Genomic DNA, 12,111 nt, shown 5'->3' with positions numbered 1-12,111 from the left:
GGCACGACAAGACCGCCCTGCGCTATTGGCAAGGCAGGGCCATGATCGACGACAACGCTAGCGGGCAGAAAGTAGAAGTCTCGCAGTTTTTGGGAGATCTATCGGCACTCCGTTTGCAGACGGAATACCGTTCGATCAAAGAATCGCCAGCAACTACCTTCTATCGCCCCTGTCTTCAGCATTCGGTTCGATACAAGCGAGCCGCTGGATACTTTCGGTCGACCGTGTTCTTTGTAACCGGACCGAGTGTTGTAGAGTTTGCAAGACGCGGCGGCAAAATGCTCCTTATTTGCTCGCCTGAACTCGATGAAAGCGACATCGACGCCATCGCCGTGGGATATGCAAGGAAGAGCGAAATTGTCGTTGAGCGACTCACCGACCAGATCGACCAGATGTTGTCAGATGATACGACGACCTATCAAATAAAGGTACTGGCAACTCTGGTTGCTGTTGGCGCACTTGAAATCAAGTTGGCCTTTCGCGCTGATCGTAAGGGGCTTTATCACGAAAAGATTGGTGTTTTTGCCGATGGCCTTGGGAATCGCGTTTCATTCAAGGGGTCGGCAAATGAGACATGGAGCGCATGGGACCCATCCGGCAATTTCGAATCGGTTGAGGTCTTCTGTAGCTGGCGCGGTGGACTGGAGGCTGAGCGGGTTGCCAAGCATGAGACCCACTTCGACCTACTATGGTCGGAGACCGATCCAGATATTGAAGTGTTTTCGTTTCCTGCACTTGCATTGGATCGACTAAAGCAGGCCGCCTTTAAGGGGCTCAATGACGTGACAGATACTCCACCGCAATTCACCAAAGCGGCGCGGAAGCCGATGCCCCACCAACTGCGAGCCATCGCAGAATGGGAGCGGCAAGGCGCACGAGGAATCTTCGAGCATGCAACCGGCAGTGGCAAGACCTTCACTGCCATCGTCGCGTTGTCCCGGCACCTCGACAAAGGCCTTCCTGTTTTGGTGTTGGTGCCCAGCCAGCTACTGCTTGTTCAGTGGGCGAAAGAGTTGCGTGATGAGGTTCCGTCGGCGGCGCTGCTACTCGCCGGCGCAGGGAACAGCGGCTGGAAGCTGCCGCGACGACTACGGAGTATGACCGATAGTGATCCCGCGTTGGGGGCTCGGATTGTGCTCGCGACGATGCAAACCGCATCCTCGCCGGAGTTTCTTGGGAAGGTGTTAGGCGGAGACCATCTGATGATCGTGGGTGACGAGGTGCACCAGTCTGGTAGTCCCCGAAACTCGCGCATCTACGATCTGGCAACAGGACCGCGCCTTGGTCTGAGCGCGACACCGACGCGTTACGGCGATCCCGAGGGAACAGCCAAGATGTTCCGGTACTTTGGCCCCGTCGTTTCCCCGTCCATTACGCTTAACGATGCCATCGAGGCAGGTCGACTCGTGCCCTACGAGTACTTCCCCCATCCTGTGCACCTTTCTGCAACGGAGGCAGAAGAGTGGACCGACCTCTCGCGTGCTATCCAGCTAGAGATCGCACGACAGCGAACTGACGAGAATGGCAGGAAGCCGATCTCCGAGCGGGCGAAGATGCTTCTCATCAGGCGCTCTCGGATTGCGAAGAAGGCCTCTGCAAAGATCGACCTAGCAGTGCGAGTGGTTAAGGATCATTTTGAGAATGGGCAAAGTTGGCTGGTCTACTGTGAAGATTCGGATCAGCTCGGAGTAGTACTACACGCTCTGAAAGCGGTCGGAATTGATGCTGTTGAGTATCATTCGTCGATGTCCGGCGACCGGGATGCGACCCTGGTATGGTTCCGTAAATTTGGCGGTGTCCTTGTCTCAATTCGATGTCTGGATGAGGGAGTTGATATACCCTCGATCTCGCATGCATTGATCCTCGCCTCGTCACAAAATCCGCGCCAGTTTATCCAGAGGCGGGGCCGCGTCCTTCGCAAGTCCCCTGATAAGGATATTGCTGTAATACATGATGCTATTGTTGTTCCTGTGAGCGCCGAGCAGGAACAAGATCAGATGGGGCTTCTGAGAGCAGAACTAGTCCGCTCAATCGAATTTTCAAGCCACGCAATCAACCGCTCGGGGGGTGCCGAACTGCGAGCAATAGCAATCGAGATGGGTATTGATCCAGACACACTGAGCGACGACGGGATTGAAAGTGATGACTAATGCCTGATGAAGATATGACGCTGGAGACACTGCTTGCAGTCCGCAAAGAGATCGCCAGCGACCTCGACGAGGCACTCTTGCAGCGCTGCTATCAGATACAGAAGCGCTTCCAGTTCAGCGACGACCGAACCATCTCGGCCACCGAAATGGAGAAACTTATTGACGCTCACGTGGCGTCACTCCTCGACGAGACGCGGGGCTAAGAGATGAAGCTGCATACGCTTACGATGCGGAATTTCATGCCGTACAACGGCGAGATCGTGCTGGATTTCCCAACCGATGAACAGCGCAACGTTATGATTGTCTTTGGTGACAACATGCGCGGCAAAACGAGCTTGCTCAACGCGCTGCGTTGGGGGTTCTACGGCAAAGCAATTGGACGGCACTCTCGGCCGATCGGGCTTCAGGATATTGTCAACAAGGACGCCGCCAGTGCAGGTGATTGGAAGGTCCAAGTCTTTATCCAATTTGAGGCAAACGGGTACAAGTACGATCTCCGCCGTACGGCAGACCGTCGGGCAAACGTCGCCATTCCCACTCGTCCAGAAGACTTCACCATTAGCGAGCACCTGACGAAGGATGGTGGTGTGGTGAGCGGCGATCAGGTGCGTCAGGAAATTGACCAGATTGCCCCGGAACAAATATCTCGCTTCTTTCTCTTCGATGGAGAACTATTGCAAGAATACGAGAGTTTGCTCATCGAGGGAAGCGAGGAAGGCCGCCAGATCAAAGAAGCCATCGAAGATGTCCTGGGTGTTCCCGCCCTTATAAAGGGGCGCGCAGAGCTCGGCTCTATCTTGAAGCAGGCAACCAAGTCCCAAACGCAGGAACTTCAGCATATCCAAGGCCTAGAAAAACAGGCCGAACACCAACGCGACCTGACCTCGCGGCAAGACGCTTTGGAGCGGGATCAAGATGCGCTGCAAGTCAAACTCGAAACTACTCGCAAGACGAGAACCCAGCTTGAGGATGACTTAGACGCTTCCGCTGGTGTGCTCGCCCAGAAGGCAAAACTCGACGGGCTAAAGACAACAAGAACAAGTTTGGAGGCAACGATTAAGCAGAGGGAAACGGATCGACGATCTTTGCTTGGCGAGGCATGGCAGGACCTACTAGACGCAAAGTTATCAGCCAATCGAAGGGTGCTTGAGAAGCAACAACAGCGGCTAACGCAAGAAGTTCGGAACCAAGCGACGCTTGAGCAGAAGAGCCGACAACTGCGGGACCTGATCGACCAAGGGATTTGCCCCACTTGCGGGCAAGCCGTAGACGCCGATCACAGTCATTCATTTGGGGCAGCGCTCGGAGCGCTCCAAATCGAAATGGCGAAAGCGGTAGATACGACCAACGAGCTTCGATCCATCGCGGCGCAGCTTGCAGCACTGAGCAAGGTGCGGGGAGTAGGGGCTGGAGTACGCATTCGAGAAATAGATCGAGACCTCAAGCGGGCATTTGTCGATCTACAAAAAACTGAAAATGACATTGCGTCTATCGAAGATGAGATTAGCGGTCAGGATACGGCCGAACTCGCGCGGAAGCGTGTCCTAAAGGACGAAGCGATAAAGGAAGAGGGGCGCCTGCAGGGCGATATTGAGCGGGTCAAGAGGGATATCGACAAAGTACGCCAGGACCTCGCTGTTGCACAAAAGGCAATAGAGGGCCTTGGGGCGGCTCGGTCACGTCGCAGCACGACGAAAGTTGCTGTAACACAGGGGTTGGAGCGCATATTCGCTGCCAGCATTGAGAAACTGAGAGACAGGTTAAGGGGTCGCGTACAGGCGCTTGCGAACGACGCCTTCAGACGGATGACCACCCAGAAAAATTATCGGGGACTGGAGATAAACTCCAATTACGGACTCAGCATTATTGACGACGTTGGCCGCAAGGTAACGGTTCGTAGCGCTGGTGCCGAACAGGTTGTGGCCTTGTCTCTGATCGATGGCCTGAATCGCACCGGGCGCAGTGTTGGTCCTGTAATTATGGATACACCCTTTGGGCGGCTGGACCTGCAGCACCGCGATAACATCTTGTCCTATCTTCCCGAGGTCACCAGCCAGTTCGTGCTCCTCGTGCATAGCGGCGAGATTCGGCCCGATACCGACCTAACGAGCGTGAAACCCAGAATTGGGGCCGCCTATCAGATCGTTGAGGTTTCGCCCACACGCTCAAAAATCGAACGGGTGTCGCTATGACGGTGCAAGAGATCACCACAATCGGGCTGTCGAAGGCCGGTGATGACAAGCTTGACGCTCTCAAGGAGAGGGGCGTCTTCGCTGAGAAGATGGATGGCTTTCGTTTTGCGGTCGCCTTAGCCCTCGCGCAAGGTGTAATTCCACCTGAACTGAAGGACCGCTCGCCATTCCTCAACGTTGGCTCGTTAGATCGCGATCATACGCTGCGCGACGCCGTTGAAACGCTTATGCCCGAGCAACTGAAAGATACGACGCCTTACCGACTTATTGAGCGGCTCGCCGACTGGGGGGTCAATGAACTCGACGCCCAATCGAAAGCCGGTGAGATCGACTTCGCCGCTCTTTTTGATCAGGTGGCGGCCAAGGTTGGCAACTAATGGCAACCCCTCTTCGAGCATTCCTCATCACTCATTCTGGGTCTGAGTGGACCGTAACGGTTCATCGAGAGTTTGAGGACTTTGTAGAGACGTGGAAACGGCGATCCGACCCGGAACAAACCGTCAGCGTGCTGCATGTCGGCTTCTCTCGTCCACCTTCGCGAGAGTTTGACTTGTTCCTTGAAACTAGCAGGGGGCGTTTACTTGTCACGGCGGCTGCCAAGTTTGCGCTGCCAGAAGGGTATACGGCTTCGGCTGGCGTCGTCGGTTATGTCGGTGATCTGCCGATTTATTTGGGCATTCGTGGCTGGGGATACGAAGTACCTGAAGATACTCCTCCGAAAATCGAGCCGAAATCTGTGGTGGCAAATGGCATCGTCACCGGATGGGTGGAGGACTACCTAGAGGTCCAGCCCGATCACGCCGCCCTCCTAAGTGAGCATTCGATATTCGACGATCACAGCTATTTCGACCATGAGGTCGAACTTCCGTGGCAGGTTCGCCGTAGCCTGGGCATATTCCGTGTTAACAAGCAATTTGCCGGTGAACCGACTGATCCTTGTAGTGTCGCACGGGCATGCCCACCGTGGTTGCTGGCGCGGAGATTCGATACGATTGAGATACCAGTGCGTGTCACTAACGTGTTTACAAACATGGATATAGACACTGTGGCCGACCTGTCTAAGGTCACTCTTGCGGAACTTTTGGACACTCGCAATTTTGGGCGCAAATCCGCAAACGAACTGCTTGGAGCACTTCGTAACGCGCTCAATGAAGGACCGGTCGCCACGCCGCCATACGACCAAGGGCATGATGACCGTGTATTCGATGAACGATCTAGTGGCGGTCGAGTGGCGAATCCTGGACTAGACGACCTAGGGGGTAGGCCAGCAACGGAAACTCAGTATGGGACGCTTATTGAGGCCATCAAGAGTTCGCTTCAACGGTTCGATGAGCGTCAGCAGGAAATTGTTATTCGCCGTATGGGACTCGGCCAGCCGTCGGAGACCCTTCAGGAGCTCGGCGACCGGTTTAAAGTTTCGCGAGAGCGTATTCGGCAGATCGAAGCCAAGGTCCTCAAGAGAATCATCAAGCACGAGATTTGGGACGATCATCTCACAGCCAAGCTGACTGAGCTGACGAGCGACCGATCAATGCCACTGCCACTGCATGGCATTGAGGGAGCCGATGCGTGGTTCGCTGGGGTGGGGGCCGAAGGCAATGCACTGTCATACCTCTTGGAAAATGTATCCAAGGGGTCGGTGGAGGTTATTGAGATTGATGGAACCCCCTATGTTGGTGCGCTCACACAACAGGAATGGGATGAGGCGGTAACGAGTGCTCGGCGACTGCTGGACAGCGGCGTTGACCAAAGTTGGACCGAGGAGCATTGCAAAACGCTCGTGGAAGCATTGTTACCAGAGCGTTGCAGAGAGTTTCGAGAGCTACTTTGGGAACGAACGGCAAAGCAGGCCCATTTTGTCCAACGTGACAGTGCCCGCATCCTAGCCAGATTTGGCAGATCGGCTGAGGACTACGTTTACGCCATACTCGCAGCATCGCAACAACCACTCCACTATTCTGAAATCCCCCCCTTGGTCGCCGCCAAGTTTGATCGGGAGATCGACATTCGGCGTGCCCACAATGCAGCCGCAAGCGTAGGCCTGCTGTTCGACCGCGGCACATATGGCCTCGATCAGCATGTTCCCGTTGCCCGAGAAACGATGACAACACTTGCCGAAGAGGCGTATCAGATCATCGCGGAGGGCCCACCGGGGCGCCAGTGGCATACAACGGAACTGGCGGCAGAACTCGCCGAACGGGACGTTGCTGGATCTACCAAAGTCGATAAATATCTGCTCGACATAGCGCTCAGGCGTTTGGAAGGACTTGAGCGCCTTGGACGGCTGGTTTGGGCATTCGATAACGGAGCAAGCCAGGAAGACACCTATCGCATAGATATCCGGCAGGCGATTGTTGTGGCCCTGCAAGAAGCTGGCGCGCCCCTGAGCACGGATGATGTTCGCAAGCGCGTTATGGAAAGCCGTGGTGTTGACAAGCTCTTCCAGATATTTGCAACCGACCCAGTCATACGTGTTGCGCCAGGGATGTGGGGGCTCAACGATCGTGATCTGCCCATTAAGCGCCACGACCAAGGGCGTTTTCTCAATGCGTTGGTCGATCTGTTACGAGAGCGCGGGTCTGGACTGCACTATGCGGAGCTTGAGCGATCTGCAGTGCTGAAGTCGTGGAGGCTGTCTGTCACAGCTTTTTTCAGCCTCGCTACATCTGACCCACGCATGCGCGTTAGTACTGGGCGATACCTTTACCTCCATGAGTGGGGCGGCCCTCGCCGGGAAAGCCTTGGTCAAGCGGTGTTTGCGGTGCTACTTGAGGGTGAGCGTCCAATGGCCGTTGCTGATATAGCTGAACGCGTTGGAAAGCGTCTGGGACGGGCCGTGGAGCGTGTTGCAATATCATCGCAATTGCAGGCAGCCGAGGCTGTATTCGACCCAACCGACGGCAAGTGGTCTTTGACGCCTACCAGCACAGTGGAGATAGAAATAGAACCGACAGACGAAAATAGTCCGACCGAGCAGATCAGTTGGGCGGGTCAGTTGGCCGACTGATCCGCCAGACTCCTTTCAAGAGTAAACCGATAGAGCCGGTCAGGGCTGCAGATACGGTTCGCCTGCGGGTGCACTGAGAGGGGCTTTATCCTGTTCATGAACCGCCAGCTTTCGTTGTCGGCCCCGACGATATCGCAGTGATGGGCGATCCTACTGAACTTTACTACTGACAGAGACTCTGGCTCATATCCCCTCTCGGAAACCTTTAGCTATCCGCTCAACGATCGGCCCGAAGGTTTCCTGCAGTTCTTTAGGCCAGTGCATGTCGAAGCAAATGACGACGCGCTCCTTACGACACATACCGTAGAAAATCCCGGTGCGGTCATTGGTGTAGCCTGAAATCGCACCCAAATTGGCATGGTCATAACTGTACGTTATCGCGTCTGCGTTCGCGCCGAGCACGTTTTCCAGATAGTCGAAGGGGCGTCCCGTTGAATCTGTCCGATACTGTCGGAGTTGAACGGGGAAGCGGTCCGGCTCAAATGCCGTTCCGTAGTCTTCACCCTGCATCATCAACCCACGTACCCAGCCCTCTGTCATGAAGATCGGAATTTCGATCTCGCTGCCGCCGCTAACCGATATCGTCCACTCGATGTTGTCCTGTGCCGCGATCGGACCGGCCAGGAGTGCCGTAGTTATTACAAAAGCGCGGATCATAACCCATGTACCTCCCGGTGGCTCAGTCATTGTAGCAGTGGCGACATCGGCATCATTCTTGATCCAGTCTCTTCCCGGCGGTTCTGGCGTTGCATCCGATCGAAGTTACCCAATGACTCGGATACTCCGGAATTTCTCACTCCGAGAATCAGTTTTCATAAATTAGCCGCGCACAAAGCTGCCGCTGCGGTAAAGCTCATCGCGCCGTCCATCCCTGCCACACATCTGAGGAGATCAATTTCGTGGATCCCAGATTCTTGTCGTAGGCGGACGAGGACGGTGAGCCATAGGTGCGCCGTTTGCTCTTCATAGCGGACCCCATATCTCGGCATCGCATCGCGCAATATATGCTCGATTTGCTGAGGAGAAAAATTGCCCTCCATGACTGCTGCTGCCTTCTCCACGGCAGATACCTCGCCGGTTTGGGGAGAGCCCAGTTGAAAGAATCCAAGTATTATCAGCCCTATGCCTAAAAGGACTATGCTAGGCAGCAGTTTTCCTTGCGATTGTTGGGCAGCTTGCTTTTCGCTCACGAACGGCCCCACTTTAAGAACATTACGTTCCTATATAGTGATCCATAACATTCATGGCGCAAGAGAAAAATCCGGAACAGAACGTTCCTTATGGATATTTTCGCGACCAATCTTCGAAAAAGGGCCAAGCAGCTGGGCATCTCCAATGCCGAAGCGGCCCGCCGATGTGGGTTAAGCGAACGCCGTTACGCACATTACGTGCAAGGTATCCGGGAACCCAATCTTGCCACTTTGGTCAAGATTGCACGTTTCCTCGGAACCACGCCCAATCACTTGCTGGGGATCGACGATTTTCTACCGCTAGATGAACGTGCCCAGTTGCTTGACAAACTGACCACTGCCGCCCAGGCGCTGCCCAAAACCCAACTTGCGATAGTGCTCACGCAGGTCGAGGCACTCGTCTCGCAGAAGTGAAATTTCTGCCAATTTTCCCACCAATTTTTGGCGGCATAGCAGGGGAGATGCCAGAATCAATCCGTCTCCGATCCAGAATTCATGGAAATTTCGCTCGCGGGCCGTAGATTGATGAATTCATCAGCTTCTTCATATCGGTCCCATGCCAGAGGCATCCATTTCTTTGGGCTTTCGGTTCGCTGCCCTGGCACGCTCAACAGCTGCGGCTAGCTGAGCCGGGTCCTGGACGTTTAGCGTCAGCGAGTTCAAAGCTGAACCGGCGCGGAGACTGACAGAGGCCGAGTTAGTACTAACCTCTTCGATTTTTTCGAGCGGAACCGATTGAGTGGTGTTCGTTAGCCCGCGAATGAAGACGACGCGCCTCGTCGTAACGATCGCCCGACGTCGCTGTTGCGACATAAAGGGAAGAGCTGCAGCGATGATACCCAGTCCAAGAAAGATCAAGGCTGGACCTACTGGCTGCTGTCCCAAGCTGAACAAACCTATCAGAAATAATGGACCAGCAACAAAGATGGTCAGCGCAACGGCGCCCGCGCGCGACCATTGAGATTCATGGACCTGATGTTCTCCAGGCATAAGCTCGAAGCTGGTCTCGCTCTCATCTTTTTCTTTTCCCACCTCGCCCTCCGGAACATTTTGTTCTTAACAAAAGCACAAGTTTGAGATCACAGAAAGGTATGCTGGCTTCAAAGCAGGATACCCGCCGCATTCCCGATAAATAATTCGCCGTCACGGATGTAGCGGGATAGCACTGCCTCAGAGGCGTGGCCCGTCTGGGCACGAATTTTCAGAGTGGAAATCCCAGCTTGCGCGGCGCTTGTGGCAAATCCTGCGCGCAGGCTGTGACCGGAATACCCTTCGGAATCGATCCCCACAGCAGCAAGGCGTTCACGCAAGAGCACCGATACCGCATCGCCCGACAATGGTGCTTGGGTGATTTGACCATGCCGGGTTACGGGGCGAAAGACGGGACCAGACTTAATCTCTGATATCGCGAGCCACGCCTCAACAGCTGCCACCGGGCAATGCCGACTGCGACCGTGGGGAATGCCGATCCTGCGGCCCACACGCTCCTGATCGGTTTTCGATCCTCGAAGGGTAACAACGAGCCCTTGTCGCACCGGCTCAATATCCTCCACCTCCAACCCAACGATTTCGGAGCGCCGGAATCCACCAGCAAAGCCAAGCAAGAAAAGCGCCCTATCGCGCCGACCCCTCAGGCCACCCGCCATGCCGTCGAGGACCAGGAACAAATCATCCCGCAGCAATGGCCGGGCCTGCCTTTGCGCCGAGCCGTGCTTTCGTGCCAGACCACGTAACGTGGCTCTTACCATTTCAGAGCGGCAGGGGTTGGAGAGGGCTCTCAATTCGTGAACCTTGGAGAGAGTCGCTATTCGCCGACGAATTGTCGCGACCGAGAGCTGCCGAGCTTGCTCCCCGATATAGCTGCAAATCTCTCCCGTGGTAGTTGGGATCGATCCACCCCAGTTCAGGAAATGATCAAGGTCAGCCCGATAGGCCCTTAGCGTATTGTCAGCAAGCGCGTAGCCGAGAAGATCGGCGGCTTCGGCAGAAATGTCGTCCTCTGAACCCCGTACGCCCAAAACGTTCGTTGCAATTAATTGCATTTCGTTCCGATTAGACTCGTTGGCGCCCAACGAAACCCGTGATAATTGAAGATTATCCGAGGTTAGAGGATTAGCGGGCATCATTGCCTCTCGAGTTGAGAACGTCAGCCCGTATCTGATCCAGCAGCGGCAGGGCCTCGCGCATAAGGCCCAGCGCTTCGGCTGCGCAACTAGGTTCAACGCCTAACGTGTTATAGAGAAACTGGGTATGCAGGCGGTCCGCCAGAACTCCTCTCGTTCGTCGTTTCAGGACGCCGCCTTCAACCCGGAAGAGGAGCTGACCAACAAAGTTGAGTCTAAGAGGCTCATGTACCCTGGCACGGACCAGTTCGGCAACGCCTGCATTTGTCTTTAAAAGGCGCGCGAGGGCCGATCTACCCTCCCGTGTGAACATATCGGATGCCCAGCACGGCACTTCACCCACCCAGTTTTCCCGGGGAATTTCATCCTCAGACGCTCCATCGCGAAGTCCATCGTGCAAAGCGAGCATTGCGATGAGTGGGGGAAGTAGCTCTCCTGTCTTTTTGTGTCCCTCGCGACAAACCGCAATCAGTGTCGCGGCAACCCCCATTTCATCCAAAAGATCGAATGCCCGACTGGGTTCACCACGACGGGCAGACAAACCACATGGTCGGCGAATACCGAGCAGGTAGAGGAACGCTAGAGCGCGGGTCTCAAGACAATTGGCATTTAAGACAATCGATTGCAGGTCCTGATCAGAAAACGCCGCATATTCCTTCCGCTTCCCTCTCAGCTTCGGCAAGGTTTCAAGTGCCATAAAGAGATCATCAGATGCGCGGCTCTTGGGCGCAACACAAAGGGTCTTTACGGTCGTGGAAGCCACCGCCCAATCACCGCCTAGAGAAGCTCGAAACCGTTTGCCCGATAGGGCTACCGTGGTCAGGCCAATGGCCCCCATGGAGCCAAGACCGACATCTTCGAAGGCGGCTCCTCCCAGACGACGCCAAAGGCGATCGGGGGCGACAGACAGGAGCGTTGATGCGGCCCGCAGAGCCGTCGCCGTTTTTGACCGACGAATGGATTTCTGCAGCATCGACATCGCGATCCAGGGCGAAATCGCAAGGGGCGGGGGCTGCACGGCTTCCCGGTGCTCTTCAATCGCCTGGACCAGGCGAACACGAAACCGCCCTAACTGGTCTTGAGTCATCATCGTCTACCTCCGTTGGTTGCGGAGGTCAGGTCACTTCTGACCCATTTTTAGCGTAGTCTGATGTCCGCCTTTGGCAAGGAATTTTGCCGGGGAATCAAGCCCATTCGGTGCAATTGTTCGGTCCAGAAAAATTGCAGCTGACCTGCATCATGTGCTGGCACCTTGGTCGGCCTATCGCAGCACCACGTTGCCGATATGCTGGCCCGCACAGCCGGTAATTTCCACCGACAAAACATCCAGAAACCGATCTATCCGACTCTGTGCAACCTGGGTGGGAGTGTCGCAAAAAGTGTCCCCAGGGGCCGCTTGCGACACCGGTCCGTTTTGCACCCGGACTCGGCGCTATACCAGTTTAGATT

The 12,111-nt window shown here is 55.3% G+C and carries 11 protein-coding genes; 6 read left to right on the top strand and 5 right to left on the bottom strand.

The window, feature by feature from the left end:
- Positions 1 to 41: 41 nt before the first annotated feature.
- The 5 genes from V4T21_RS04905 to V4T21_RS04885 are packed head-to-tail and all read left to right on the top strand — an operon-like array spanning position 42 to position 7,349.
- On the top strand, positions 42 to 2,150 hold the full coding sequence (locus V4T21_RS04905) for a DEAD/DEAH box helicase family protein (RefSeq protein WP_332713848.1): 2,109 nt from the start codon (positions 42 to 44) through the stop codon (positions 2,148 to 2,150).
- The gene (locus tag V4T21_RS04900; RefSeq protein WP_332713846.1) at positions 2,150 to 2,353 is read left to right on the top strand and encodes a DNA modification system-associated small protein; all 204 of its coding nucleotides are present in this window, start codon (positions 2,150 to 2,152) and stop codon (positions 2,351 to 2,353) included. The genes V4T21_RS04905 and V4T21_RS04900 overlap by 1 nt, the downstream gene beginning before the upstream one ends.
- Positions 2,354 to 2,356: 3 nt before the next feature.
- Positions 2,357 to 4,342: an AAA family ATPase gene (locus tag V4T21_RS04895; protein ID WP_332713843.1), complete on the top strand. Its 1,986-nt coding sequence runs from the start codon at positions 2,357 to 2,359 to the stop codon at positions 4,340 to 4,342.
- Complete coding sequence (locus tag V4T21_RS04890; protein WP_332713840.1) at positions 4,339 to 4,719, top strand: hypothetical protein; 381 nt, start codon at positions 4,339 to 4,341, stop codon at positions 4,717 to 4,719. The genes V4T21_RS04895 and V4T21_RS04890 overlap by 4 nt, the downstream gene beginning before the upstream one ends.
- Entirely contained in the window at positions 4,719 to 7,349 is a 2,631-nt protein-coding gene (locus V4T21_RS04885) for a DNA-directed RNA polymerase subunit alpha C-terminal domain-containing protein (RefSeq protein WP_332713837.1), read from the top strand. Before V4T21_RS04890 ends, V4T21_RS04885 begins: the two co-directional genes overlap by 1 nt.
- A gap of 183 nt (positions 7,350 to 7,532) precedes the next feature.
- Here the strand turns inward: V4T21_RS04885 and V4T21_RS04880 are convergent, their stop codons facing one another.
- Entirely contained in the window at positions 7,533 to 8,006 is a 474-nt protein-coding gene (locus tag V4T21_RS04880) for a hypothetical protein (RefSeq protein ID WP_332713834.1), read from the bottom strand.
- A gap of 155 nt (positions 8,007 to 8,161) precedes the next feature.
- Entirely contained in the window at positions 8,162 to 8,539 is a 378-nt protein-coding gene (locus V4T21_RS04875; protein WP_332713832.1) for a hypothetical protein, read from the bottom strand.
- A 90-nt stretch (positions 8,540 to 8,629) separates the two neighbouring features.
- Here V4T21_RS04875 and V4T21_RS04870 point away from each other — a divergent pair, with 90 nt between their 5' ends.
- Positions 8,630 to 8,953 carry a helix-turn-helix domain-containing protein gene (locus tag V4T21_RS04870; RefSeq protein WP_332713829.1) on the top strand — a complete coding sequence of 108 codons (324 nt, stop codon included), beginning with the start codon at positions 8,630 to 8,632 and terminating at the stop codon, positions 8,951 to 8,953.
- A gap of 129 nt (positions 8,954 to 9,082) precedes the next feature.
- On the opposite strand, the gene V4T21_RS04865 is transcribed toward V4T21_RS04870, so the two are convergent.
- The 3 genes from V4T21_RS04865 to V4T21_RS04855 form a co-directional block, all read right to left on the bottom strand.
- Entirely contained in the window at positions 9,083 to 9,571 is a 489-nt protein-coding gene (locus tag V4T21_RS04865; RefSeq protein WP_332713827.1) for a YdbT family protein, read from the bottom strand.
- 68 nt (positions 9,572 to 9,639) lie between these two features.
- A complete protein-coding gene (locus tag V4T21_RS04860; RefSeq protein WP_332713824.1) occupies positions 9,640 to 10,581 on the bottom strand; it encodes a site-specific integrase in 942 nt (313 codons plus the stop codon).
- A 70-nt stretch (positions 10,582 to 10,651) separates the two neighbouring features.
- Positions 10,652 to 11,752: a hypothetical protein gene (locus V4T21_RS04855; protein WP_332713821.1), complete on the bottom strand. Its 1,101-nt coding sequence runs from the start codon at positions 11,750 to 11,752 to the stop codon at positions 10,652 to 10,654.
- Between the last annotated feature and the right edge of the window lie 359 nt (positions 11,753 to 12,111).

This window comes from Pelagibacterium mangrovi, assembly GCF_036662815.1.
Classification (GTDB): Bacteria; Pseudomonadota; Alphaproteobacteria; order Rhizobiales; family Devosiaceae; genus Pelagibacterium; species Pelagibacterium mangrovi.
This window is presented reverse-complemented; position numbering and strand designations above follow the sequence as displayed.

Bases quoted from the DNA above. Each gene is read 5' to 3' on its own strand.
- V4T21_RS04890 (WP_332713840.1), top strand. From the start codon at position 4,339: ATGACGGTGCAAGAGATCACCACAATCGGGCTGTCGAAGGCCGGTGAT.
- V4T21_RS04855 (WP_332713821.1), bottom strand. From the start codon at position 11,752: ATGATGACTCAAGACCAGTTAGGGCGGTTTCGTGTTCGCCTGGTCCAG.
- V4T21_RS04900 (WP_332713846.1), top strand. From the start codon at position 2,150: ATGCCTGATGAAGATATGACGCTGGAGACACTGCTTGCAGTCCGCAAA.
- V4T21_RS04905 (WP_332713848.1), top strand. From the start codon at position 42: ATGATCGACGACAACGCTAGCGGGCAGAAAGTAGAAGTCTCGCAGTTT.
- V4T21_RS04860 (WP_332713824.1), bottom strand. From the start codon at position 10,581: ATGCAATTAATTGCAACGAACGTTTTGGGCGTACGGGGTTCAGAGGAC.
- V4T21_RS04880 (WP_332713834.1), bottom strand. From the start codon at position 8,006: ATGATCCGCGCTTTTGTAATAACTACGGCACTCCTGGCCGGTCCGATC.
- V4T21_RS04870 (WP_332713829.1), top strand. From the start codon at position 8,630: ATGGATATTTTCGCGACCAATCTTCGAAAAAGGGCCAAGCAGCTGGGC.
- V4T21_RS04895 (WP_332713843.1), top strand. From the start codon at position 2,357: ATGAAGCTGCATACGCTTACGATGCGGAATTTCATGCCGTACAACGGC.
- V4T21_RS04885 (WP_332713837.1), top strand. From the start codon at position 4,719: ATGGCAACCCCTCTTCGAGCATTCCTCATCACTCATTCTGGGTCTGAG.